Raw genomic sequence first — 26,457 nt, 5'->3', positions numbered from 1 at the left:
TGCGGACTGGATCATCTGAAATCCTTGTGGGCTTGATGCATTGCTATGACTGACCCAACCACTGCTGAATTAAGGCGGGCGACTGCCAGAGCAGGTAAACGATCACCCCAAAAAATCCAGTAATGATTGTGGTCAAACCGTAGCTTATACAGAGCAGCAGTCCATCTCCCTCCAGGGTCGCAATCACAAACGCCAGAATTCCTACCGTTGGGAGTGGATTCGTCATTGGAATTGGACTCATCAGCAACAAAGTTAGCCAGGTCAGACACAGCCCATTCACCTGCCAGATGCGGGGATGTTGGGTCACCCCCGTTAAGCGGGGACGTGTAAACCGCTCTAACCAGGTGCTAAATCGTCGCAGGGGATTGAGAATTTGCAAAGCTAAATTTCTGGGAAATTGAAATTGAGCCACCCTTCGCGGCAGCCAGGGCGATCGCCGACCCATTGCCATTTGTACAGATAACAACAAACAGCCTCCTCCCAGAACGGTAGACAGTCCAGGGGGCATAGGCACCAGGAAGGGCAGCACCAGCAGCCCAATGATCAGGGAAAACCCCCGTTCTGAAGTTTCTGTCAGCAGATCAGACAGGGTGAGCGGTTGGTGCGTAATTCGTTCCAGGAGCGTTTTAATTTCTTGAGAAAATCGACTGGACATCTTCGAGTATCCGACCTTCGACATTAAAGAACAACTGGAGAGAACAATCAGAAAACAGAAATTTCTTGTGAATCCTACTTACCGTAAAAATGACCAGCCACTTTACGGTTATGGAAACGATTTCTCCGGCTCTGGACGATGCGGATGAATAGTTTTTCTATTTCAATCCAGACAAACATTAACGCACTAAATCCAAAGCAAATAGCCAGTTCAGTCATGCTCAATGAATGCAAACCGAAGAAATCTTGCAACGGTGGTACATAGATTAAAAGTAATTGCAATATCGTCGTGAACATCACAGATCCCAAGACATAGGGATTAGAAAGGGGATTGAGGTGTAATGTTAATTGCGTATCGGAACGAACGGCTAGCGCATGACCCATCTGCGCCAAACAGAGCGTTGTAAAGACCATTGTTTTCCAGGTTTCTGGATCGCCAGGATAACGAGCCGCATGGGTATGGTCATAGGCCCACACCATTAATACGATCGTCAGAATCGACAGCACCAATCCAACTCGAATCATGTACAAGCCTAACCCTCTGGCAAAAATGCTTTCACGAGGATTGTAGGGAGGACGATTCATCACATTGGGTTCGGCGGGTTCCATGGCCAACGCTAATGCGGGTAAACCATCCGTCACCAGGTTCATCCAGAGAATTTGTAGGGGAGAGAGGGGAACTCCACCTAAACCTATCAGGGGAGCAGCGGCGATCGTAATCACTTCCCCGATGTTGCTGCCCAGAATGTATTTGACAAATCGCCGGATATTATCGTAAACTACTCGCCCCTCTTCAGCCGCCGCCACGATCGTTGTAAAGTTATCGTCGAGCAGCACCATATCACTGGCTTCCTTACTGACATCCGTTCCCGTAATGCCCATCGCCACCCCGATATCTGCCTGTTTCAAGGCCGGGGCATCATTCACCCCATCTCCTGTCATCGCCACCAGTTCCCCCTGCTGTTGGAGCGCTTGCACAATGCGGAGTTTATGTTCTGGAGCCACCCTGGCATACACGCTGACCAAGGGAACCGTTTTTTCCAGTTGTTCTGCATCAAATTCTGAGAGTTCACGTCCTGTCAAAATCACATCACCCGGTTGGGCAATCCCTAAATCCTCTGCGATCGCCTGGGCCGTGAGTTGATGATCGCCCGTAATCATTACTGTACGAATACCTGCCCGCTGACATTCCGCCACGGCAGCCCGCACTTCTGGACGAGGTGCATCCAGCATACCCACCAGTCCTAGCCAGATCAAATCCGTTTCAGCGGCATCTAATTCTTCCCCTGGAGGTGGCGTGGGCATCGGTTTCATTGCCAGCCCCAATACCCGTAACCCCCGCGCTGCCATCGCGTTATTCTGCTGCTGAATCTCCTGCACCCTCTCGGCGTTCAACGGCAGCAAACCCGTATGGCTTAACGTCGATCGACATTGCTCCAGTACCAGTTCCGGTGAACCTTTGGTGAGTAAAACCGTTGCTGTTTCACTGCCAGGGAAAGTCTGCTCATGGGCTTGAACCATCACACTCATGCGTTTGCGCTCAGAGGAAAAGGGAACTTCCCCAATCCGCTTATAGCGTTCCGACAAACGAGTTTTGTCTAATCCCGCCTTACCTGCTAAAGATAGCAATGCCCCCTCAGTTGGATCGCCCAAAATCGTCCACAGGCTGCCCTCATGTTTCAGGATGGCATCATTACACAGCACGCAGGCCAGCATTAACGGTTTCAAGGCGGGGTGAGCCTCAGGAGCAACAGCTTGTCCCTGGTGCATCATCTCACCGATCGGCGCGTAACCCTCTCCCGTAACTTGAAAGGAGGTATCAATGGTTTGGACGAACTGCACCACCATTTTGTTTTGGGTCAGGGTTCCCGTTTTGTCCGAGCAGATGGTTGTGACTGAACCCAGGGTTTCGACCGCAGGCAGTTTGCGAATCAAGGCGTTGCGCCGCACCATACGCTGGGTTCCCAGGGCTAAGGTCACGGTGATTACGGCCGGGAGTCCTTCCGGTACGACTGCCACTGCCATACTGAGGGAGACTTCCAGCAGATCATCAAATAAGCTGAGATCGCCAGTCCGCAACAGACCAAAGACCACGACCACCGCAACCAGGGCCATCGCGCCAGAGACTAACACATTCCCCAGTTGCCCCATGCGCTGCTGTAGGGGAGTTGGCTCTGCATCAACGGACTGAATCAGGGCAGCAATCCGTCCTAATTCGGTACTCATGCCCGTTTGAACCACAACGGCAGTTCCTCGTCCCTGGACAATTTCAGTCCCCTGAAACACCAGATTCAGTCGATCGCCCAGAGGTGCCGTTTCGGGTAACGTTTGGTCAGCGTATTTGATGACCGCTTCCGCTTCGCCGGTCAGGGCTGCTTCTCGAATCTGGAGATTCACCGCGTCTAGCAACCGACCGTCTGCGGGAACTTGCACTCCCGCCTCCAGCAATAGAATATCTCCGGGGACTAATTCCTTAGCATCCACTTCGGCTTCCTGTCCCTGCCGCCGCACCCGCACCCGGGAAGTCGTCATTTTTTTGAGTGAAGCCAGGGCCTTCTCAGCCCGACTTTCCTGGAGGTAGCCTAATACGCCGTTAAGCAGCACGATCGCAAAAATGGCGATCGCATCTTTGGGAAAGCTGCCCTGACGCAAATCTAGTGTTAAAGACACCAGCGCAACTGCGATCAGCATCAGCAGCATGATGTTTTTGAACTGATCCCAGAAAATGCCCCAGGCGTTGCGTCCGGCAGCTTCTTTTAATTCGTTCGTTCCATAGATAGCTCGCTGGCGATCGACCTGTTGCTGGGATAAACCATTGTGCTGGCTACCTAATTCGGTGAGAGCTTCGTCCGGTAAAAGGGTATGCCAAGCCACACTGCCTTCATCTGAAACGGAATTTGGGACCGAAGGCGACTGAGCAAACGAACTTGAGGACATGGAGGGTTCCTGCCTTGGAAAAATGGAGTTACTATTTTGAAGTGCTAAGTACCTATTTATAACACTAAAAAATAGTGCTAGCAATTACTAAATATGCTGAATCAATCCTTTGCTTCCCTACCCTTAATTGGTCGAACTGCTGAGCTGAAGCAGGTTTGCAACCTTTTACGCCAGGACAGTGATTTTATGGTGACAGGGGCACCAGGGATTGGTCGGCGAACCCTAATTCGATCGGCGGCTCAACAGGTTGGGGCGCGAATTCTAGAAATTGACTGTTTGCGCTGTCGCAATGGCGGACAGTTTTTGCGGTTTTTGGCTGACGGATTGACAGAAATTTTTGCCCCACCGCAGGAACTGGCTTTGATCCAGCAGTGGAGTCTGGAGAAACCGCTCACCCTTGATCAGTCCCTGGCGGCTAAGGCCCGTCTGGTGTGGCCAACTGCTCCCAGTAAGGAATGGGCTTTGTTTGAAAGTCTGTTGGCGCTACCGCAACAAATGGCGGAACAGTTGGATTGCCAGGTGGTGGTGGTTTTTCATAACTTTCCCCATATTCGCTCCTGGGATCGGCAGGGAAAGTGGGAAACCTACTTGCGAGAGGAAATTCAACGGCAAAGTCGAGTCAGCTATGCCCTGATTGCAACGGTTGCCGAACCCTGGGTGTATGCCAGCCAGTTGCCGGTCATCCAATTGCCCCCCCTCAGCGATGAGGAATTAGCCCCCTGGATTGTTACTACCCTGGATGCTGCCGGACTGGAATTTGATCAGGAAAGTCAGGCTCTGGCTCTATTTCTCAGCTACGTCCAGGGCCATGTGAAGGATACCAGTACGCTGGCTCAACGGCTCTGGTTAGACCACCAGGCTTTTACACCCCATCCACCTGGGTTAATTCAAGCGCACCATGTACATCGGGCTATGATGACGTTAGTGCAGGATATGGATATTACGTTCGAGTCGTTGCTGCTGCTGTTACCCCCCACCCAGGCTCGCGTGCTGGAGAGTCTGGCCCTCGATCCGACGGACAGCCCTCAGGCGAGCGCTTACATTAAAAAACACCAGCTTTCTCGCGGGGGGGGACTGCAAGGGGCATTGAATAGCCTGGAGCAAAAGGGACTGATTTACGGGCCGAAGTCTGGGTATCGGATTGCGTTGCCCCTATTAGACTTCTGGTTAAAGCATCGGTTGAATTAGGTTGAGGGATGCCAGATCTGAATCCATGATCTGGCACGATCCTCTGGCATGATCTACAATCTGTCCCCCTGAGTACCCAAACCAGCACTAGGATTTTTCGGATTTCACTCCACCGGGAGTTTGTACAATCAATACCGAGCAAGGGGCATGGTGCATTACATAATTGCTGACACTGCCCAGGAAGAATTCGCTAACTCCCGATCGCCCGCGACGACCCAGCAGAATTAAATCGGCCCCCCAGGTCAACGCCGTGGAGCAAATCATTTTCCCTGGCTCACCCAGGCTTTGGGTCAGTTCAGTTGCAACCCCTGCCGCTTCTGCTGCTGAGGCAAACGATCGCAACTTCATCAACTGCTGTCGCTCGTATTCGGAGAGGTCATCCCGCCAGCGTTTCATTAACTCCTCGTAGATGGGCATATAGTAGGTGTCTACCCCTGTGTAGATGGGAGTGGCTGGATACTCTGCGTCTGTTGGAGCAAGAACATGGATTAAAAGCAATTGACTGTGGGTTGATTTTGCCAGGCTTAGCGCGTTCTCGAACACAAATTGGCTCAGGTCAGAATCATCCAGAGCGACTAGAATTTTTTGAATCATTTGATTCTCCTTAAATATTAATTGGCGGATTTGTTTAAAAATTCGTTTAGAGAGGATCGACTGAGAGGACTGGGCGGGCAGGACTTCGGCTTGAGCCCTTTGGCTTGAGCTCAGGTCGAAAGCTCAGTCGAAACGCTGCCCACCCCACAAGAAATAAGGACTGGGCGGGCAAGATGCCCACCCCACAAGAAATAAAGACAGTGTTGAGCAAATCAGGGGGATTCACTCAACACTTTGTTCATGGAGATTAACCTGCTTCAACCTCCGCAATTTCCAGCATGGTCTTCAGCACAGAGTCCGGATTAAGGCTAATCGAATCAATGCCTTGCTCTACCAGGAAACGAGCGAACTCAGGATAATCGCTGGGAGCCTGACCGCAGATGCCAATCTTGCGATCGTATTGTTTGGCAGTGGCGATCGCCTGGGCAATCATCCGTTTGACTGAATGGTTGCGTTCATCGAACAACCGCGCCACCAGGGAGGAATCCCGATCGAGTCCGAGGGTTAACTGGGTCAGGTCATTGGAGCCGATGGAGAAACCATCAAAGACAGCACTGAATTCATCCGCTGCAATCACGTTACTGGGTAACTCACACATCACGTAGACTTGCAAACCATTTTCACCCCGCACCAGACCGTGGTGGGCCATTTCCTCCAGAACGCACTGACCCTCCTCAGGAGTCCGACAGAAGGGCACCATCAGGATGACATTGGTTAAGCCCATTTCATCCCGCACTCGCTTCATCGCCTGACATTCCAGGGCAAAGCCTTCCCGGTAGCGATCGTCGTAGTACCGCGATGCCCCGCGCCAGCCAATCATCGGGTTTTCTTCGTGGGGTTCAAATTGCCGTCCGCCCAGCAGGTTGGCATATTCGTTGCTCTTGAAGTCAGACAGACGCACGACCACTGGTTTGGGATAGAAGGCGGCAGCGATCGTGCCAATCCCATGAGCCAGCTTGTCTACAAAGAATTGAGCTTTATCTTCGTACTGAGCCGTCAGTTCAGAGATCTTGTAGCGAGCCAGTTCATCCTCCAGTTGGTCAAAGTGGAGCAATGCCAGGGGGTGAGCCTGAATGTGATTGGCAATAATAAACTCCATCCGGGCTAACCCGACCCCATCATTGGGAATGGCAGACAGGCTGAAGGCTTCTTCTGGATTACCCACATTCATCAAAATTTGAGTGCGGGTGCGTGGCAGATTTTCCAGGGCCACCTCCTTGATTTCAAAGGGCAGCAAGCCTTGATAAACCCGACCTTCTTCCCCTTCGGCACAGGAGACGGTCACCTCCTGTCCCGTTTGCAATACAGTTGTGGCATTATCACAGCCGACGATCGCCGGAATTCCCATTTCCCTGGCAATAATCGCGGCGTGGCAGGTTCGTCCCCCCTGGTTGGTGACGATCGCACTGGCTTTCTTCATGATGGGTTCCCAGTCCGGATCAGTTCGGTTTGTAACCAGGACTTCACCCGGTTTAAACTGATCGATTTTGTGGACATCCAGGATGACCTTAGCTTTACCCTGGCCAATCATTTCGCCCACAGCTCGACCTTTCACCAGAACCACACTTTTTTCCTTCAGCTCATAGTTCCGCAATACGTTCTGAGCCTTCTGAGATTGCACGGTTTCGGGGCGAGCCTGAACAATGAACAATTCATCGGTCATGCCATCCTTTGCCCATTCAATGTCCATTGGGGTATACATGCCCCGCACGTTGGAATAGTGATCTTCAATCTCAGCGGCCCAGCGGCCCAGCGTCAGAATTTCATCATCCGTCAGGGCAAACTCGCGGCGTTGTTCCGGGGGGACAGGCACATTCTTGGTGAACTTAGAACCGCCGACATCATAGATCATTTTGATCTCTTTACTGCCCAGTCGCTTTTCTAAAATTGGACGGAAACCCTGTTTTAGAGTGGGTTTGAACACCAGATATTCATCCGGGTTAACGGCTCCCTGCACCACATTTTCCCCTAACCCGTAGGCGGCCGTAATCAACGCTGCATCCTTGAAGCCTGTTTCCGTGTCGATCGAGAACATCACTCCAGAAGCAGCCAGATCCGATCGCACCATTTTTTGCACACCGACCGACAGAGCCACTTCAAAATGATCAAAGCCTCTGAGCTGGCGGTAGGAGATGGCCCGATCGGTAAAGATCGAGGCAAAACATTTGTGGCAGGCTTCCAGAACCCCTTTAACCCCGTGGACGTTGAGGTAGGTTTCCTGCTGTCCGGCAAAGCTGGCATCGGGCAAATCCTCTGCCGTGGCGCTGGAACGAACCGCCACATCGGTATCTGCACCATACCGCTCGCAAAGTTGGTGATATCCCTGAACGATCGCCTCTTGCAGTTCATCGGGGAAGGGCGTTTGCAGAATCAGTGATCGGGCTTGTTTCCCGACCTGACGCAAACTCAGCACATCTTCAATATCAAGTTCCGCAAACAACTGACGCAGTTTTGCCTCTAATCCTGCAATTTCAACAAAGTAACGATAGGCGTGAGCTGTGGTGGCAAATCCATCGGGAACGCTAATGCCCTTAGGTGACAACTGTTGTAACATTTCTCCCAGCGAAGCATTCTTACCACCGACCAGGGGAATGTCTGTAATTCCCACTTCTCGGAACGGCAAGACAAAAGCTCTGGTTTTTGCAGTCGAAGTCGATTGGGTGGCGGCTGCTGTTTGTAGCATGGATCTTTCCTCCAGCCTGGTTGATTAAAAGTATGGAAGCGTGATGGAAACAGCTTGAAGGGGGTTGGGGTGTTTCACATCTATATTTCTGACTATAGGAAAAGAATATGTGGAACTTGTGAGGAAAATATGAGGGCGATCGCCCAGGGCCAAACAACCGGGGGCAAAAGTCAGAAGCCAAAAGGCAAAGAGCAGAAGCTAAAGAAACTGTAAAGCCTCCGACCTGATCTGCGGTGTCCTTGACTGCCGATCGCCCAAGCCAGATGGAGAGAGGATAAGATTTTTGGGAATCAGGAATTTGGGTTAAGCAGGGTTGAGGAATTTGGGTTCGATCTCCCACCATTTTTGCGGGAAGGGTTGGCGGCCGGTATTCGTTCCGCAATGAATTTCCCCACCATCCCGGAAATAAGTGTCCCAATCATCGATAAAGTGGCAGGCTAAACCCAGGGGTTCCAGAACCTCTTTCACAGCGGCTTCCAGTTGATACTGGTGATTGACCTGAGGCCCAAAGGGTTTTGGGATGGCTAGTTGCTGCTGGAGCACGAGCATATTCACCATGTTGGGGAAGAAAGCTTTGGCGCGTCCATCGTCATCTGCTTCATACAACGCAGGCAAATCAATGATGTCATCTGCCTCTAACCCCAGTTCCTGCTGCAAAACCGATCGATTCCAGTGAATGTATTCCTGAAAGCGTTGGTTTTGCTGCGCTAAATCTTCATTGTTCAGCAGATCTTCCACGCTGATATCAGCCGGTTCGTCACCAATTTGTTTACCCTGCCGCAAGATTGCCTGGGCATGGCCTTCCTCTCGTAATCTTTTAAGTAGCTCATACGTCTTATCGGGACTGGCCAGTAGGAGTTTAAACCCTTTGGGGTTCGGCGCGGGAACAAAGTTCATAAACTCATCAATATGTCCCACACTCAACCAATCTGAAAAGATTTCAAACGGGGCTTGAATCTTTTGGGCAAAGAAGAAATCGCGTAAAACTTTTAACTTGCGGCGTGGTTCGGCAAACAGTTCCTCGCGGGTTCCGCCAAACATCAGACGGCCGAAGGGATACTCTGTTCCTTTGACGGTGACGGGTGGAGAAACTTCCAAATTGCCGAAGGAGTCCAATTTGGTCACTGGATGGCGGCTTTTGCGAATCACATAGCCAAAATCACCCCCAATCAGTTGGCGTTTGGTCAGGTGATCCAGTCCCCGATCGCGGGGTGAATCCAGTACCACATGAATAAATTTTCCGGGTGCTTGCGTGTATCCCACTTCAATCTCATCCCGCATCCAGGGATCATCTTTGTGATATTCGTAGGGCACGGGATCAAGTTGGGCGTTGGCTTGACTGACGACTTTTCTCAAATCCTCAATAAATTCCTCGTTCTGTCCTTTAGACAATCGAGATACAAAGACGGTAGTTGGTGTGAGCGTATTCGGAGTCATCATCCAGGGAGCGACCCGAAACACAACGCGATCGCGGTGAATCGTTTCTCCATCTTTTACCAGCTCTAAGTGAATCTCCACCAGTCCATCAAAGTCAATGTCGGGATAGCTGACACCCCGAACCGCTAACAAAATATCCCGATCGGTATTTCGGATTCTGGCTTTCGATCGCTTTGGGCTAATGATTTCGTAGCCACTTCTGTCCAGCTCATCATAAACGCAAATCCGTTGGGCTGTGTCCTGACTCACAGACAGGTAAACCTCGCATCCAGACGGCAGATCTTTCTCTGGTAATCCCACCCTACGAATAATCATAAAGCTGGAATCCTTCAGATCCATCAGTCCTTTCATGCGCTCCACATACTGACTATCGGAATGCACATGATCTCGATCGGTGGTCACCATCAGGATTGCCCCATGACCCTCCTGTCCCCATTGCCAGTCTGCCTTATAAGGATTATCATCATCCACAATGCCATCTCGATCGGCATCCACATCCAGACAGACTCTCAGACAGGTGAGCTTCACTTGAACTTGCCGCAGGAGTTGACCCTGCTCATCTTCAAACATGATGGTTAGGGAACGATCATTGCGGCGATCGCTGAAGGTTCTGGCAATTAGGGTAATGCTTGGAAACTGTTTAAGCGGGATCAACACTTGTGTATCGATGCGTTGATTTGCCTCCGAGTAGATTTCAAGTTCTCCATGAAGTTTAAGGCTGACCATTGCATCCTCAGAAGGAGCCAGATCGGTTAAGGAGACTTGGAGCGGCTGACCCACTACTACAATATCTTCGTAGCTTCTATTTTTCTGAGAACGGGAAGAATGCTCACGTAATATTTCAAGCTGCAACAAACTTCTCATAGGTTTTAATCATAAATTCATAGCATCCGCCCTACCCTCTCACAACTGATTTTAGGGTTTCATCCTCCTTAATGAAGAGAATCTTGAATGAAGAGAATCTTGCCTCACTGCTCTACGGTTTTCTTTTCTTTTTTCCGTCAAACGGCGGAACAAACGGTAGCTATGCCGAACCAGATCCAGCACCCAGTAGGGCAACCGCAGCCCCAACGGAGAAAGGAGCGGCAGATACAACCCGTAATAAGCCCGTTTCAAGTCATGCCATTTGGAGCAGGTTTCCTCCTGCAAGAAGTCTGAGATATCCACCACCAGCCCCCGACCGTTCAGCATCATCACATTGCGCCCATGCACATCGTGGGGGTATAGTCCACGTTCACGGGCATATTCCAATGCCTGATCAATATCCTGGATCACTTGCTTGGGAATTCGCAATCCTCGTTGCATGCAATCATAAAGTGTTACGCCATGAAGCCGCTTAAGGATGAGGTAATTCTTTCCCGCGTGCAAACATTCAGAAAAAGCCGGATGAGAACCAAGGCGGCGATAAACCTCAACCTCTGCTTCAAAACCGGGGCGATCGGGAGCATAGATTTTCACAACCAAGTCTGGATAGTCGGGATGGCAAAACACAGCGGCATAGTTGCCAGTACCCAACAGTTGCCAGGGAGCGGGTACAACGTGGACAACGACGGGATTGTGAGTATCAGGGCTCTCAATTTGGAGTTTGGGAAGCAGTTCTTGATCAATGCTTTCGATGAGTTGATTCATAGGAATCTAAGTGAGGAGAGCATTAGGATAACTCAGCCGCTAGCCTGCTGACAACATGATCGGGCAATGATCCTTTAGCTTATCCGTTGACATAGAGTATTGGCAGCAGTTTTCAGATGGATAGGCCACAGTGGGAGTAGGGAGTAGGGAGTGGAGAGTAGAGGGCAGTGTGGCTTAACCGAATGAAACTGAATTTCCCATCAATGTATCTGTGTAACCAGATTGTAACGAATTTGGTTTAATGAAGAAGACAAAGCTGTAAAGGTGAGATCTACCTCGTGCCCAGGCGTAAACGTCGTCGTTCCAGAAGCCTACTGTGCTGGCTCATTAAAACGATCGCCCAACTGACGATCGCGTTAATTGTGCTGACCGTTTTGCTGGTGCTGCCCTGGCGATGGGTTCCGCCGCCAACCACGAGCTTCATGGTGCAGACCTTAGTTGCCCAGTCTCAGCCCTATCGTTACCAGTGGGTGGATTATGAAAACATTTCGCCTAACATGGCCCTGGCCGTGATTGCCGCCGAAGATCAGCGGTTTCCTGAGCATCGTGGGTTTGACCTGACGGAATTGGAACGGGCGATCGAGGACTATCAGCAAGGGGAAGCCCTGCGGGGGGCAAGTACCATCACGCAGCAAGTGGCGAAGAATTTGTACTTGTGGTCGGGGCAGACGTTTGTTCGCAAGGGGTTAGAAGCCTGGTTGACCCTATTTATTGAGTTGCTGTGGTCAAAGCAGCGAATTCTGGAAGTGTATTTAAACATTGCTCAGTTTGGTAATCGAGTCTTTGGCGTGGAGGCAGCCAGTCAGCAATTTTTCGATCGGTCAGCCGCTGACCTACGGGTGGAAGAGGCGGCTTTACTGGCCGCTGTTTTGCCTGGCCCAGAGATTTACTTTGTCGATGCCCCTTCCTTTCAGGTGCGACAACGGCAGGGATGGATTTTGCAGCAAATGGGTCAACTGGGATTTCGTTACTTAGAAACGATTCAATCTAACGATTTGAACGCCCTAAAGCATAATTCATCCACTCTGAAATCGATACATTTAGATCCACGTATTGCCATACAAGACGGAAAATTCCAGACATATCATTTGCCGGATCGGCATCAACAAAACTGAAAGCGGTGATCGATCGATCGGGCAATCGTTCTGAATGGCTTTCCTGAATTTGTTTGAGCATCCACCATTCCAGCATGGATGAACAGAAAGTGTAGCTCATTTCCCCCGAATGCGAACCCTTGGTGAGAATTCCCCAATCTACCAGGTAAAGTAATTCCCGCTCTCGCTGACTCAGCAGGCGATCGATTTTGTATAAATCAACGGCTTGCTTTCCTTGCAGGCGATGTGCCAAATTCCTCAGGATAATCACAATCAACAGCATTTGTTCCATCTCACTCAACTCCGTCCAGATGTACTGAAAGAACGGTTCTGCTTGATGCACAAAAGCCTGCACAAACTGATTCGGTTCTAGCAATCGACCATTCCGCAGCTCGGTATAGAGGAGTGAACCCGCCAGTTGCAGCAGCGTAGGGTTTCCCCCCGTCGCTTCCCACACCGTATCCTGAAGCGTTGCTGGCATGGAAATCGGATTGAGTAGTGCTTCGGCTTCACTGCGGCTAAAGGAATGCAGCGGTAAAAACAAATAATGATTAAACCAGGGCGATCGATCGGGTCGAGGCGGGAAACTGAATTCCCCCAGGGGACGCGACGTAGAGACAACCAGCGAGATCTGCTGTCGTTGGGTGGAAGAGTAGGCCAGGCTGCGCTGCTCGGTCAAAAATAAATCAATTTCTGCCTTAGTATAGTGCTCATGGGGTTGGAGGGCTTCCTCGTAGTCATCAATCAGCAGCACCAACCGCCTGTTGTACTTGCTCAATCGCCGCAAAATTTGGCGAATGCCCCGCACGTTAAAAGTTTCTTGTTCCAGCAGGGTGTTGACCTCTGCCTGCACTTGGGGCAAATCCTCCAGTTCATCGTGGAGCAAATTCAACACTTCAAACCAGAAGTTGGCCGCCGTAAAGGGGGGGGCAACACTCAGACAACTGACCAGAACAATCACCAGTGAATTGGGCTCAAAGCCGTGCTGCTGCCAGACGCAGTGGGAGGCAAGCTGTTGTAAAAACGTTGTTTTACCGACCCCGCCCACCCCAAACATTTAAGTGCCCATAGCTGGATAGATGATCAAAGGCCGTGGCCAGTTCACCGCTTCTACCGATGAACCGATGGGGGGAAATCAGTTGCCCCACCGTGAAGGGATTGGGGCCGCCAGATAACGTTGCCCAATGTGGGCCTGCACGGCCTCAAGCTGCTTCCGGGCGATCGCGTTTTCCGGTTCAATATCCAGCACTTCAGTAAACTGCTCCCTGGCGCGATCGATCAGACCTTGCTGAATTAAATCTCGTCCATAGTCCAGCAGCGATTGCACTAACCCATCCTGTACGCGCAGGGCATCCAGCTTAAAGGCGCGTTGGTAGAGCTTCACCGCTTTAGAGAATTCCTCCAATTCCAAATAGGCATCTGCTGCTTCAAATACCGCCGTGAAATGGTTTGGATTCAGTTCTAAAACCTGTTCATAATTTTGGAGTGCTGCTGAGTGATTTCCCATCTGAGATTGTTCCACAGCCAGGGCATAAAGGCGTTCTGCCTCTGGGATCAGCTTTTCCAATTCCCAGGCTTCCTTGTGCAGCGGATAGGCTTCCACCAACCACCGGCGCACCAGTTCTACTTTGACCTGATACAGGGGAAACTTAGAGCTACCAGCAGGGTTTAGCGCATCCAGGAATCCCCATTCCACCAAACGGTTGCCAGCTCGCGCCAGGGATGCCGTCTGGACAATGCCATAGGCTTTCAGGAGAGATAGGGGAGACTGAAGCGGCAAACCAGGATTCGATCGCGCCTGCTGTTGGGCTTCGGCCACGGCAGAAAAAATCACCCGTTCGGCGATCGGCAAACTATCTCGAAACCAGGTGAGTCCCGGACGACTACTTTCGATCGCCTTATGCACCACCTGTTCCACATCTGCCTGCGTCACCGTCCAGCGTTCCCGGGCCCGCGCCTGCCCAAAAATGCTGAAACAAACCACCTGGGTAAAGTAGGGATGGCCAGAGGTGAGATCCAGAATGGTTTGGATTGCCTCTGGTTCAAAGTGCAGCAGTCCTTCAGCCGGTTTCGTAATCAGCGATCGCGCACTGTGGTCATCCAGCAGCCAAACCTCTTGAGCCGGTGCTCCTTTGAATAGACTAATTAAATTCTGGAGATCCTCCGGCCGACGACCGATCGCCGGGATAATAAACAGCTTTTCGTGAATCGAAATGATTGACTTGAGATACGGAAAAAAGTGTTCGATCGCGGATTCAGAACTATAGTTGCTTAATACATCAAATTCATCCAGCAGGAGTACCAAATTTTTGCAGCCCAGGTGGTGAAAAACCTCAGGTAAAAATTGGTAGGAAAACTGATCGGGATCCCGCAACAAATCGGCTTCGGAGGGTAACTGAATCGCATCGCGCAACAGATCATCCTCATCTTCCAGTTGTTCGACGATCGTCAGTGCCAGGGAATGCAGCACTTCCCCCAGCATCCGTTTGCCCTGATTTTGTAGATCAAAGGAAACAAAACAGAACTGATCGGGTTCTATAAAGTTAGGGATTTGCGCCAGCACCGAAGATTTGCCGATACGACGCTGCCCATAGAGCAATACAATTCGCGCCCCTTGCCGCAGGTTATCGTCAATAAACTGCAATAGGGTTTCGCGCCCAAAAAACATTTGTGTGTCATCAATGGGCGTACCGATGACATAGGGATTGCCTTTCCAAGCGGTTGAAGCGATCATATCGGTCTATCCTTCTATCGCACCCCAACTGGCTGAGATTACCCAACAAATCCCCGTGAGAATGCCCCAGCTAACTTGCCCAACCACTCTGTCATCGCCGGGATCTCTTCTCTATGATCCCATAAATACAGGATGGCGTTTGTCACCTGAGTGGCCTGTTTTTTACTCATCAGGTTGAGAAATACCTTCTGACGGTCTTCCAGGCTCTTTTGGGTATCCCCTGCCAGTTCTTCAATTTCCTTAATCACCCACCATTCCATCACCGAGGAGGCAAAGGAATAGGAAACTTTCCCCTGATGCATCTGCCGGACGACTACACCCCATCGGCTCAGGTCAATCAACTCTCGCTCCTTCTGGCTGAAAATGCGATCGATGTCTCCTAGATCATAATGCCGATTTTGCAACCGTCCTTTCAAGCCCGCTAAAGCAATCAGCATCAACAGCGTCCGTTCGATTTCATTAATCACTGACCAGGTTTTGCGGAAGTATTGCTGGGTGCGTTCGAGAAAATCAGCAAAAAACTCGTCAGCAGTAGGTACTTTACCGTGCCGCAGGCGACTATAGAGGACGTAACCCGCGTTTTGCAGTAAGGTAGGATTTCCTCCCGCAATTTGACGAATGACTTCCCGCAGCGCAGGAGTCATGGGCATTCCGCTCAACAGAGTATCCATTTCGATTACGGTTAAGGGGCCCAGGCAAAGGTACAGGTAATGGTTAAACCAGGGGGAGCGATCGGGGGTAATTTGGGGCCCCAGGGTATCCAGGGGCCGTAGGGTGGTGACGACCATGGAAAAAAATTTCTTTTCTCGATGGTGCGAGGCCAGGTTGCGACAGTCATTCAGGAAGATTTCCATGGACTCATCGCTGTAGTAGGGGTTCGATCGCAAAGCCACATCGTAATCGCCCACCAGTAACAGCAGAAATTTGCCTTGCTGACCCAATTGCTTTAACACCTGCCGCAGATGATTAACGGTGACGGTCTCTTCCGCCAGCAGTCCCCTTAGCTCGGCATGGAGCGGATTTTCGGCTGCTACTTCCTCCTGGATCAGCGTCAATACTTCGCGCCAGAAGGCATCAGGGGTAAAGGGAGTCAGCGTCCAGCAGTTAAAGTGGACAATGATAGCCCTGTGGTGATCCTGGTTGTGCCATTGCCATACTCGCGGTGAGGTTAAAAGTTCTAGAAACGAAGATTTTCCCATCCCTGTCCCGCCCCAGATGGCTAAATGCCCACGGCTGGCTCCCCCGCCGGCAATTTGATCGAAGGCGGTGGCAATTTCGTTCGATCGCCCCACAAAGAATTCAGGTGGAACAATTTGGCTGGGAAAAAATAAAACTCCGGGTGGCATGGAAGGCTCACTGATATAGCTCTGCCTTCATTAATCAAGGAACTGAGGGGGTGAGCCGGAAACTACGGGGGAGGATCTGACCCATCGCGACGATCGCCCTACGGTTTTTCTCTACCGCCGATCGCGCTCCAGGTCGTAAATTGCCTTGCCCCAGTACCATTCCTCCGGCATTCCCGGATGTTTGAGTTTGAGGCGATCGACCAGTCCTGCCACAATCCGGCGATCATCTCCGACTAGCGATTGGAGTTTGTAGCGCAGAACGGCACTGAGTTCTCTGGGCGGAACCGATCGAGTCGGAAACATCACCACATTACTGGGGGTTCTTCTCACCGATCGAGCCGCTTCGGTTTGAGCCGTTTTAAGCTGCTGAATCCGATCGAGCATGTTCTGGGCATTGGTCTTATCCGCCCGATCGAGGAAAATCCGAGCTGCCTGATGATAGTCGGCGATCGCGCCCCGCCAGTCCCGCAGATCCGCCAGAATTTGGCCCCGGTGGATATATGCCTGAACATCGCCCGGATCCAGTTGGATGACCCAGTTCAAATCCTCCAGGGCAGAGCGGTGGTTGCGCTGTTTAGCCTTTGCCGTGGCCTGGTTGATAAATGTCTCTGAGGAAAAGGAGGTCGAAGGAGTTGCGATCGATCCGGCATCTGGGATGCGATCGGGTTGGAGGGCGCGAATTTGTTCCAGGCAGTAACGACAGTTCGCTACATCCGGTTGATCCAGATACAATTCAGCCGCCTTTTGGTAGCTGTTGACTGCCTTTTGGATCGCTCCTTGTTGACGACGAGCCGCCGCCAGGACTCGGTAAGCTTCAGCATCCGTGGGATTTAGCAAAATCGCCTGTTTGGCATCCGCCACTGCATACTCCGTTTTGCCGATCGCCAGGTGAGCCAACCCTCTGGCGTAGTAAATCCTGGGGTTCTCAGCATCACTGAGGAGGGCGCGAGTGTAATCATTCACGGCTGCCTGCCCGTTGCCCAGTTTGAACTGAGCCAGTCCCCGCTGATAGTAAGCTTCAGCAAAATTGGGATTTGCATCCAGGGCTTGATCGAATTGTTCGATCGCCTGTTCCCAATTTCCTTCCCTGACTTTCGCCATTCCCTGCTGATAGAACGCCTGGTGCATTGCCGCCTGCTTCCTGTTGCTGATGATTGACCGTCTGAAATCCCTCTACTGGTAATTTTAGATTTTAGAGTTTGATTCAGGGGGAGGCACGGCGCATCCAGTAGTCAAAGTCGGGGGTGGTGATGGCTTCAGCCGCCTCATCAGAAGGATTGAGCAGCATCGGTCGCAGCAGATTGGGCAAGAAGGCCACATCATAGAGTTCCTGACTGCCCGTGGGAAATTCCAGGAGTCCCGTCAGGTTGCCTGTCTTGAGATTAATCACCGCTACCCCCGCCAGGAGGCGATCGAACTGAGTTTGAATCGGTAAACCGCCGAAGATGTGCTGTTCTCGAATTTGGGACAATCCCACCAGGGCATAGTCTCCCACAAACGCCAAACCGCGCCCAAAGCCAGGTACAGCACAGACCACTTCCTGCTGTCCCGATGCGGGATCAACCTGCCACAGTTCGCCAGTACCCGAATTCAAGAGCCAGAGTTTGTCTCGATACCAGCGGGGGGAATGGGGCATGGATAACCCTTGTAGCAGAATTTCCTGGCTTTCCACCTCGATCAAAATCCCGCCATTGACCTTACCAGGACTCCAACCCCGTGGGGTGTCTGTACTGCCCAGTGCTGTGACATACTTCGGTTGACCCGCAACGATCGCCATGCCATTCAGATGACACCGATCCTCTGGAGTCAGTTCTGAAATGAATGCAGGTTGCCAGCGCGGAATAAAGCTAAATTCAGGGCTGAGGGTGACCAAACAGCTAAAGCGCGTATTCACCGCCCAAAGTTCATCCCCTCCAAAGGCCAGATCATGAATCAGCAAATCTCCCGTGAAGTAAGCTGCACGAGGGATGTACAGCGCATCATACTGTCCAGGCTGATCGGGTAAATAATCTCGCACCAGGGCAGGCGCATTGGCAAATAGAAGCACCTCCTGGTGAGTGGCCAGAGCCATGCGATCGGCGGTAATTGCCACCCCCATCGGTTTAGGAAACTGACGCGGCAGAATCGTCACCTGCTCCCCATTCCATCCCACCAAAATCACCTTACCGGCCTGATAGGTGGTAATCAGCACGGAACCATTGGCCTGTTTGAGCCAGGTTTGGAAGCCAGAGTCGATCGAGCAGGTGAGGGTAGATGGGGAGTGGGGAGTAGGGAGTGAGGGGTGAGGAGTGAGGAGTGATTGCAGAGTGAGGAGTGAGGAGTGAGGGGTGAGGAGTGAGGAGGAAGGCGTAGTCTCCGTAGCGCAGGCATCTTGCCTGCCAGGATTCGCGGAACCTGCATCAGGACTCCCGATTCCCGACTCCCCATTCCCCACTCCCGACTCCCCATTCCCCACTCCCCTTACTTTTACCCAAACCACCCCCGGAGCCAACCCTGCCTGATGCCGTTCCCAAACCTGACGATAGCCCGCCTCTAGATGACGAACCGTACGATCGGTGTCGAATAGGGGTAAGGAATGCCGATCGCTGATCAACCGATCCTTCAGTTGCTTCAGTTCAGTGGGATGGGTAGCCAGGTGAACCGCGAGTTGTTCGTATTCCTGGAGGGAGTGGGTGATCAGTTCGGGTAAGCCAGCGGCAGTGAGTAGACTGGCGGCGACGCGAGAGGCAAAGGTTTGACCCGCTACGGTAATCACGGGCACACCCGACCAGAGGGCATCGCTGGCAGTGACATGGGCGTTGTAGAACAGCGTATCTAAAAATAAATCGAAGGATGGATGGCGGGCTAAATGTTCTGCCTTGAGCACCCGTGGCGCAAATTGGAGTCGATCGCAGTCAATCCCGTGGCGTTCTGCTTCCGCTCTTAGATTTTGCTCTGTTTCTGGGCGATCGCTCAATAACCACAGGACGCTTCCTGGCACTCGATCCAGAATTCGCATCCAGACGGCAAACAGTTGCGGCTCAATTTTTTCACTCTTGTTGAAACAGCAAAAGGCAAAGGCGGAATCGGTGACAGGGGAGGCGATCGCGGTTGGAGCTAAATCAATGGCGGAATAACTGTTCAACTGGTAGGAGTCGGGGAGGTAGAGGCATTGCTCCGTCAGGTAATCCGCCACTTCTGGAGGAGCGACGACTGGATCGACAATAATGTAGTCCATGTAATCCGCACCCATCGTTCCCGGATAGCCCAGGTAATTGATTTGAATCGGGGCAGGACGGAGGGCGAAGAGTTCGGGACAGGAATAGTCGGTGTAGCCGGACAGGTCAATCAGAATATCAATTTGATCCTGCTGAATCTGTTGGGCAATTTGGCGCGGGGTTAAGTCTCTGACCTCCCGGAACTGGTCGCAGTCTGCCATCAGCTTTTGGCGTTCATCGCTGCCATCTTCGGCCCCAGGGAATAGGCATAAACCTGAAACTGTTGGCGATCGTGGCGTTCAAACAGTTGCAGGATCAGATGACCCACCGCATGGTAGCGGAAGTCGCCAGAGACATAACCGAGGCGCAGGGTAGGGTAGGGGCGATTCGTGAATCGCCCAGACGAGAAGTCAGGAGTCGGATCTGAGGTTGGTTGGATGCGATCGGCGAATCGCCCAGACGAGTCAGGAGTCGGATCTGGAGTTGGCTGGATGCGTTGGGCGATCGTTTGGGCGTGGGATTGGGCGATGTGTTGCTGTTCGGCGGCGGTGAAGGGGAGGAAGAGGCTGTTGAAGGGGGAAGGGGGATGAGTCAGGGAGGGGGTGAGGTGAGCCAGGGTGAGGGTTTTGAGGCGATCGACTAACTCAGCTAAATCTTGCCAATCGCACTGTTTGAGCTGGATTTTGATCAGGTTATCTAACGCTTGCAGGTTTTGCGTCTCCAGGGTGAGGGCCTGACGGTAGGTGGCTTTGGCTTCTGGTAATTGCTCTAATCGAACATACAAATTACCCAGGTTCAGTAAGGCGTGAATCGATTGGGGCTGAAGGGAGAGGGCGCGTTGATAATGGTCGATCGCAGCGGTGGCTTGTCCCTGCCGTTCCAGGATGGTTCCCATGCCGTTCAGGGCTTCTGGATAGTCGGGTCGGATGGACAGTGCTTTCTGATAGGCGGCTTCAGCCTGCGGATATTCGCTGGTTTCCTGAAAAGACACCCCCAGGTTGTACCAGGCTTCGGCATACTGCGGATAATGGCGGACGGCCTGCTGGTAATGGACGATCGCAGTGTTCAGCTCTCGCTGCTGCTGGTAAATATTGCCCATCTGGTAGTACGCAGGGGCATGGCTGGGCTGTTGAGCCGTCAACATGGCAAAGGTGTGGAGTGCCTCCTCGTAATGACCCAGCTTCGATTGCGCCAGTCCTAGATTGTATTGCACATGAGCCGTCCGAGGATTGAGCCGCAAAGCTTCCTGATAGCAGAGAATTCCGGCTGCCAGATCTCCGCCATTGCAGTGGGCGACTCCAGCATGGTCATGGAAGTCCGCCTGAGTTGGATCTAGATGAATCGCCTGTTCAATATGTTGCAGGGCCGCCTGAGGTTGTCCTTTTTGCAGGGCAATTAACCCCAGCATATCCCAGCCCCTTGCGACCCTGGGATGCCGTTGGAGAAACTGCTGACACTGCTTTTCTGCCTTGGCTAACTGTCCAGATTGCCCCAGTTGCGCGATCTGGCTCAGGGTGGTTTCAATATCTACAGAATTTGGAGAAAACCCGCGTAGGCGATCGTCTGGTTTAGGCATAAATCCCGATTCTCCTGTCGCGCCAGTCCTGTTTTGTCAATCAACCGCGATAAAACCACCTATCATATGGCTCATGGCACGATGCAATACCAGCATGATGCCGTCACGTTCCCAACCAGTGTACCCAAATCCTCAGTCCTCCTGACTGGGCAGGCAAAATGCCCACCCCACAAGAATTTCAGAAGTCCTCCTGACTGGGCAGGCAAGATGCCCACCCCACAAGAATTTCAGGTGATCAAATTCGCAGTCCTCCCTCCTCCCTCCTCCCTCTCAGCCCTCAGTCCTCAGTCCTCCCTCTCCCTCTGCCTCTCAGTCCTCCCTCTCAGTCCTCAGTCCTCCCTCTCCTTCCCCTTCTATGCCTCCATCTGACAGCACTCCCCTCCCAGCGATCGATCCGACTTCTCCTTCCTGCCAGAGCATCCTGAGTGAACTGCATACGAAATATCGATCCTTGACTGTCGGTAAAGTAGCGAACTATATTCCCGAACTAGCCAAGATGGATCCAGACTGGTTTGGAATTGCCGTTGCGACCGTCGATGGGCAGGTATTTACAGTTGGAGAAGCCGATCAGCTGTTTACCATTCAATCTATTTCTAAGGTATTTGTGCAGGGGATGGCCCTGGAAGATCATGGGCGAGATTATTTTCTGACTAAAGTGGGCGTTGAACCCACCGGGGATGCCTTTAACGCCATCATTTTAGATGAGCAATCCAAACGGCCCTACAACCCGATGGTCAATGCTGGTGCGATCGCTACCACCAGTTTGATTAAAGGCGCAGATCCAACGGAACGACTGAATCGGATGCTGGAAATGTTTCGTCGTTACATTGGGCACGATATTTTTGTAGATATTGCCACGTTTATGAGTGAGCGGGCAACGGGCGATCGCAATCGGGCGATGGCTTACCTGATGCGAAACTTCGGCATGATCGATGGGGCGATCGATGAGGCACTGGATCTGTACTTTCAGCAGTGTTCCGTCATGGTTTCCTGCCGCGATCTGGCGGTGATGGCTGCCACATTGGCCAATCTGGGGGTGAATCCGATTACCGGGGAACGGGCTGTTGCCGCAACCTACATTCGAGACATTCTCAGCGTGATGTACACCTGCGGCATGTACAACTTTGCGGGGGAGTGGGCCTATCGGGTGGGTCTACCGGCAAAGAGTGGAGTTTCTGGCGGCATTATTGTGGTTGTGCCCAATCAGCTTGGGATTGCAGTTTTTTCTCCGCCTTTGGACGATCGCGCCAATAGCGTTCGGGGGGTGAAAGTGTGTGAGGAGTTATCGGATTATTTTGGGCTACACCTGTTTGATTCTTCAATGGGTTGTCAGAAATTCTTGCAACGGTTCGGCAAAGGTTCCGTTTAACCTTTCTCGATCGCCCCACCACAGGAACTTCCGGCTCCAGCAGTACAACCAAAACAATGTCGTCCCGTAACGATTTCCCGTTCTGCCAACCATGCGGGCTGAAAGTCTCGAATGTGAGCAGACTGATTTTCAGGGGATGCCACTTCCAGTTCCAACATCTGGTTAAAATCGCAGTCAAACAAGCGACCATCCCAGGAAATTGAAAGCGTATTTCGACACATCAATCCTTCGATCGTTCCTGGATTAAATGAATTCACCAGCAGTTCCATATACCGTTCTAGGTTGCCCGATTGTTCCAGCCATTCTAAGTACCGAGAGATGGGCATATTGTTCAGCGCAATCAGGCGATCGAATGTTACACCATGATTCTTAAACAACCCCGCTTTCCATTCCTGCTCCATTCGAGCCTGACCACTGGCTAAAAATGCGCCCACGGGATTAGACATCAAAGTAAGCTGGCGATCGGGATGACCTGAACCATATCCTGCTGCATTTAATCGTTTGAGGGCTGCGATCGACTTTTCAAAGGTTCCCTGCCCCCGTTGCGAATCCGTATTCAGCTTGCGATAGTGGGGTAACGAACAGACCACTTCCACCTTCCGTTCCGCTAACCACTCCGGCAAATCCTCCATCGTTGGCAGCAGCAGTACTGTGAGATTACAGCGATCGATGACGTGTTTGCCGCGCACAACACATTGTTCCACCAGATAGCGAAAGTGGGGATTTAACTCTGGCGCACCCCCAGTGATATCTACCGTATAGGCCGGGGTTTGATCTAATGCCTGCAAACACAGATCGATCGTTTCCCGACTCATAATCTCGCGGCGATCGGGCCCTGCATCCACATGGCAGTGGCGACAGGTCATGTTACAGAGTTTACCAACATTGATTTGGAAAATTTCTAACGTTCCAGGACGTAGACCTGAATATCCTACATTGGCTAATCGTGCGGAAAAATTACCGTTCTGTCGCGTGTGGGATAAATCCACTGCCTCTAGATTCGCTAACTGCTCCTGGGGATCAGCTAGAGGCGATCGACGTTTCATCAAAGAGGTGGTGGGTTTTCGCCCAGCCTCCACGCTTTCTAGATTGAGGCTTTCTAGATTGAGACTTTCTAGATTGAGACTTTCTAGATTGAGACTTTCTAGATCTAGTGAGACTGCGATCGATTCTTCCCTTTGCGTTTCCTCAAACATTTTGAAACGTTCCTCTATACATTGCGGCAAAAACCATTCAATTTGTTCGGGTGTGGGCCCTGTGCTCCTGCATTACACTTCAGGCGTGGGCAATGGGTCCCTACCTCGTCATTCCCTGTGCGGGCGCATAGCAATGCGCCCCTACGCAACGGGGCCCTACGTTACATCCCTACCTGCTTCACGTGATCCAACATCTGCATGCCATGGACGAGGGACGCTCCACCTCGGATGGCTGTTGCGACGTGAATTGCCTCCGTCATCTGCTCCAGATCTGAACCCTGCTGTAAACATTCTTTACTATAGGCCTCAATGCAGTAAGGACACTGCACCGTATGGGACACCGCCAGTGCGATCAACGCCTTTTCCCGTGCGGATAGGGCCCCTCAGCAAAAACCGCGCCGTAGTAAGCAAAAAATTTTTCTGCCAGTTCAGAATTACCCTCCCCCACATCTCCAAAGTGAGCCAGATGATCCGGTTGATAGTACGTCATGCCCAAACCCCTATGGGAAACTTAGCCCAAAGACTGCTTCCGTAGCCTACGCCTAAAGCTAAATCTTTGCGCCAAATCCCAATAAAATCTTCCAGGAATAAATGTACTCGCTCCAGAAAATCTAATTTCTAGTACAAGCTTTTTATATGAAACCAACTTCTACGGGACTGACGGGGCTCGAACCCGCAACTTCCGCCGTGACAGGGCGGTGCTCTAACCAATTGAACTACAGTCCCTTGTTTTTTCGCGCAATCTCTATTGTGCTGACTGATGACGCATTTGTCAAACATTTTTTTGATGTTGTTTTTTTGCGTCTGAATTTAGCTTATCACTTCCCGCAGAACCCTTCATTCCTGAGATCCATCCATGCGATAATGAATAACTGTAAAGTTGCTGAATTATGGCAACGATGGCTGTGTTGGACGGTGGCTTCACGGTTTGCAGTTTCAAAGCTGTTTCCGTCTGCCCAGGCTTTAAGGCACAGCAGACCGGGAAAAAATTATAGGACTCTACGTTAAAGTGTCCGATCGCAGGCTACTTTAATTAAAAGCCACATTGTTTAACTGTTTTGTCAATACACTTCTGCTCAACTCATGGCTCAAATTTCTGGAACCCCCGACGTACCTGATCTGGGTCGTCGCCAATTTATGAACCTGCTAACCTTCGGAGCGGTGACTGGAACTGCTTTGGGAGCGTTATATCCGATCGTCAAATATTTCATTCCTCCCTCTAGCGGTGGTGCTGGCGGTGGAACGATCGCCAAAGATGCCCTGGGTAACGATATTACCCTGGCGAATTTTCTGGCCGAGCATAAGCCCGGTGAGCGGACTCTGGCTCAAGGACTCAAGGGTGATCCGACCTACATCGTGGTGGAAAGCACCGATGCGATCGCTGACTATGGGATCAATGCCGTTTGTACTCACCTGGGTTGTGTAGTGCCCTGGAATGCCAGCGAGAACAAGTTTGTCTGCCCCTGTCATGGTTCTCAGTACAACGCTCAAGGGAAGGTGGTTCGTGAACCTGCTCCCCTTTCCCTGGCTCTGGCCCATGCCAACGTGACTGAAAACGGTAAGATTTCCTTCACGGAATGGACAGAGACTGATTTCCGGACGGGCGAAAATCCCTGGTGGGCATAACATCAGCCATTATTTATTTTGTCGATCGCATCCTTTGTAACTGAACACGACGTACCCATGAAGTCAACGTTTTGGTCAACGCTATGGTCTAAGGGAGGAAGGGTTCTGCGCCACAGTGCCCTGGTTGCCCTGGCCGCTATTACTCTACTGTTGGGAAGTGATTTAATTCATCCCCAGGCTGCCCATGCCTATCCGTTCTGGGCGCAGCAAAACTACGAAAGCCCGCGTGAAGCAACGGGACGCATTGTCTGTGCTAACTGTCACCTGGCTCAGAAACCAGTTGAGATTGAAGTGCCGCAAGCCGTTCTGCCCGATTCTGTATTCAAAGCAGTGGTGAAGATTCCCTACGATACTAATCTTCAGCAAGTGCAGAGTACAGGCGATAAAGGCCCCCTCAACGTTGGGGCTGTCCTGATGTTGCCAGACGGCTTTACGATCGCTCCAGAGGATCGCATTCCCGAAGAAATGAAGGAAGAGGTAGGGCCCAGCTACTTGTTCCAGCCCTACGCAGAAGGTAAAGAAAATATTGTTTTGGTGGGGCCGTTGCCAGGCGATCAGTATCAGGAAATCGTTTTCCCGGTACTTTCCCCTGACCCCAGCACCAACAAATCTGTTTATTTTGGTAAGTATTCGGTTCACCTGGGTGGCAACCGGGGCCGCGGGCAGGTTTATCCTACGGGTGAAAAGAGCAATAATACTGTCTATACCGCTTCAGCCGCCGGTACTGTGAGTCAGATCGCTAAGGCGGACGATGGTGGTTATTCCGTCACCATTGAGTCGGTGGATGGAACCGTCATGGATGCGATTCCGCCCGGCCCTGAACTGATTGTGTCTGAGGGCGATGAGGTAGCCGCAGGGGCAGCATTGACCAACAACCCTAATGTGGGTGGCTTTGGTCAGAAAGATACGGAAATTGTGCTGCAAAGCCCCAACCGGGTGAAGGGTTTGCTGGCGTTCCTGGCGGCAGTTACTTTGTCCCAGATCATGCTGGTGCTGAAGAAGAAGCAAGTGGAACGGGTACAGGCTGCCGAAATGACGTTCTAACGCTTTTGGGCTGATCCCCATTTTGAGAGGTGCTCGGTGGAGTGCCTCTTTTTTAGTGAGGAGTGAGGAGTGAGGAGTGAGGAGTGAGGAGGGCGGAGGGCGGAGGGAGGAGTCGGGAGTCGGGAGTCGGCAGGGCGGAGGGCGGAGGGCGGA

General features: G+C 51.7%; 16 protein-coding genes, 1 tRNA gene and 3 pseudogenes. 6 read left to right on the top strand and 14 right to left on the bottom strand.

Annotated elements, in window-relative coordinates; all coding sequences use genetic code 11:
- Positions 1 to 43: 43 nt before the first annotated feature.
- Positions 44 to 655, bottom strand: a complete 612-nt coding sequence (locus ACM1PF_RS33930; protein ID WP_416670944.1) for an exopolysaccharide biosynthesis protein — start codon at positions 653 to 655, stop codon at positions 44 to 46.
- Between the two features lie 74 nt (positions 656 to 729).
- Complete coding sequence (locus tag ACM1PF_RS33925; RefSeq protein ID WP_416670942.1) at positions 730 to 3,591, bottom strand: cation-translocating P-type ATPase; 2,862 nt, start codon at positions 3,589 to 3,591, stop codon at positions 730 to 732.
- 93 nt (positions 3,592 to 3,684) lie between these two features.
- On the opposite strand from ACM1PF_RS33925, the gene ACM1PF_RS33920 reads away from it, so the two are divergent.
- Complete coding sequence (locus ACM1PF_RS33920; protein ID WP_416670939.1) at positions 3,685 to 4,779, top strand: ATP-binding protein; 1,095 nt, start codon at positions 3,685 to 3,687, stop codon at positions 4,777 to 4,779.
- Positions 4,780 to 4,866: 87 nt separating this feature from the next.
- On the opposite strand, the gene ACM1PF_RS33915 is transcribed toward ACM1PF_RS33920, so the two are convergent.
- The 4 genes from ACM1PF_RS33915 to ACM1PF_RS33900 all read right to left on the bottom strand — a co-directional run bounded on the left by ACM1PF_RS33915 (position 4,867) and on the right by ACM1PF_RS33900 (position 11,122).
- Complete coding sequence (locus ACM1PF_RS33915; protein ID WP_416670937.1) at positions 4,867 to 5,373, bottom strand: universal stress protein; 507 nt, start codon at positions 5,371 to 5,373, stop codon at positions 4,867 to 4,869.
- A 247-nt stretch (positions 5,374 to 5,620) separates the two neighbouring features.
- Positions 5,621 to 8,056, bottom strand: a complete 2,436-nt coding sequence (ppsA, locus tag ACM1PF_RS33910; RefSeq protein WP_416670935.1) for a phosphoenolpyruvate synthase — start codon at positions 8,054 to 8,056, stop codon at positions 5,621 to 5,623.
- A 303-nt stretch (positions 8,057 to 8,359) separates the two neighbouring features.
- Positions 8,360 to 10,357, bottom strand: a complete 1,998-nt coding sequence (locus ACM1PF_RS33905) for a protein-arginine deiminase family protein (RefSeq protein WP_416670933.1) — start codon at positions 10,355 to 10,357, stop codon at positions 8,360 to 8,362.
- A gap of 51 nt (positions 10,358 to 10,408) precedes the next feature.
- Positions 10,409 to 11,122, bottom strand: coding sequence for a serine/threonine protein kinase (locus ACM1PF_RS33900; RefSeq protein WP_416670931.1), 714 nt, complete (start codon positions 11,120 to 11,122; stop codon positions 10,409 to 10,411).
- Positions 11,123 to 11,391: 269 nt separating this feature from the next.
- Here ACM1PF_RS33900 and mtgA point away from each other — a divergent pair.
- Positions 11,392 to 12,096, top strand: a pseudogene (gene mtgA, locus ACM1PF_RS33895) (monofunctional biosynthetic peptidoglycan transglycosylase); the annotation flags it as partial.
- Positions 12,097 to 12,109: 13 nt separating this feature from the next.
- On the opposite strand, the gene ACM1PF_RS33890 reads toward mtgA, so the two are convergent.
- The 5 genes and pseudogenes from ACM1PF_RS33890 to ACM1PF_RS33870 form a co-directional block, all read right to left on the bottom strand.
- On the bottom strand, positions 12,110 to 13,273 hold the full coding sequence (locus ACM1PF_RS33890; protein ID WP_416670929.1) for a hypothetical protein: 1,164 nt from the start codon (positions 13,271 to 13,273) through the stop codon (positions 12,110 to 12,112).
- Positions 13,274 to 13,351: 78 nt separating this feature from the next.
- On the bottom strand, positions 13,352 to 14,950 hold the full coding sequence (locus tag ACM1PF_RS33885) for a tetratricopeptide repeat protein (RefSeq protein ID WP_416670927.1): 1,599 nt from the start codon (positions 14,948 to 14,950) through the stop codon (positions 13,352 to 13,354).
- A 38-nt stretch (positions 14,951 to 14,988) separates the two neighbouring features.
- Positions 14,989 to 16,296 (bottom strand): ATP-binding protein, encoded by a 1,308-nt coding sequence (locus ACM1PF_RS33880; RefSeq protein ID WP_416670924.1) that lies wholly within the window; start codon positions 16,294 to 16,296, stop codon positions 14,989 to 14,991.
- Positions 16,297 to 16,407: 111 nt separating this feature from the next.
- On the bottom strand, positions 16,408 to 17,424 hold the full coding sequence (locus tag ACM1PF_RS33875) for a tetratricopeptide repeat protein (RefSeq protein WP_416670921.1): 1,017 nt from the start codon (positions 17,422 to 17,424) through the stop codon (positions 16,408 to 16,410).
- A 79-nt stretch (positions 17,425 to 17,503) separates the two neighbouring features.
- Positions 17,504 to 20,980 (bottom strand): annotated as a pseudogene (locus tag ACM1PF_RS33870) (tetratricopeptide repeat protein); the annotation flags it as partial.
- Between the two features lie 122 nt (positions 20,981 to 21,102).
- Here ACM1PF_RS33870 and ACM1PF_RS33865 point away from each other — a divergent pair.
- Complete coding sequence (locus ACM1PF_RS33865) at positions 21,103 to 21,438, top strand: hypothetical protein (protein WP_416676947.1); 336 nt, start codon at positions 21,103 to 21,105, stop codon at positions 21,436 to 21,438.
- Positions 21,425 to 22,438, top strand: coding sequence for a glutaminase A (glsA, locus tag ACM1PF_RS33860; RefSeq protein WP_416670919.1), 1,014 nt, complete (start codon positions 21,425 to 21,427; stop codon positions 22,436 to 22,438). Before ACM1PF_RS33865 ends, glsA begins: the two co-directional genes overlap by 14 nt.
- Here the strand turns inward: glsA and arsS are convergent.
- From arsS to ACM1PF_RS33845, 3 genes and pseudogenes are all read right to left on the bottom strand, one after another.
- Positions 22,435 to 23,484: an arsenosugar biosynthesis radical SAM (seleno)protein ArsS gene (gene arsS, locus ACM1PF_RS33855; RefSeq protein ID WP_416676927.1), complete on the bottom strand. Its 1,050-nt coding sequence runs from the start codon at positions 23,482 to 23,484 to the stop codon at positions 22,435 to 22,437. The two genes, glsA and arsS, sit on opposite strands and share 4 nt — an antisense overlap.
- 311 nt (positions 23,485 to 23,795) lie before the next feature.
- Positions 23,796 to 24,124 (bottom strand): annotated as a pseudogene (locus ACM1PF_RS33850) (arsenosugar biosynthesis-associated peroxidase-like protein).
- A 162-nt stretch (positions 24,125 to 24,286) separates the two neighbouring features.
- Positions 24,287 to 24,360: transfer RNA gene (locus tag ACM1PF_RS33845), tRNA-Asp, on the bottom strand.
- A gap of 357 nt (positions 24,361 to 24,717) precedes the next feature.
- Between ACM1PF_RS33845 and petC the strand changes: the two genes are divergently transcribed.
- Together petC and petA are read left to right on the top strand one after the other, a co-directional pair.
- Complete coding sequence (gene petC, locus ACM1PF_RS33840) at positions 24,718 to 25,260, top strand: cytochrome b6-f complex iron-sulfur subunit (protein WP_416670916.1); 543 nt, start codon at positions 24,718 to 24,720, stop codon at positions 25,258 to 25,260.
- Positions 25,261 to 25,317: 57 nt separating this feature from the next.
- Entirely contained in the window at positions 25,318 to 26,304 is a 987-nt protein-coding gene (gene petA, locus ACM1PF_RS33835) for a cytochrome f (RefSeq protein ID WP_416670915.1), read from the top strand.
- Positions 26,305 to 26,457: the final 153 nt, after the last annotated feature.

The sequence above is a fragment of the Egbenema bharatensis FJBBOT/2019 genome (assembly GCF_048077055.1).
GTDB lineage: Bacteria > Cyanobacteriota > Cyanobacteriia > Elainellales > Elainellaceae > Egbenema > Egbenema bharatensis.
This window is presented reverse-complemented; position numbering and strand designations above follow the sequence as displayed.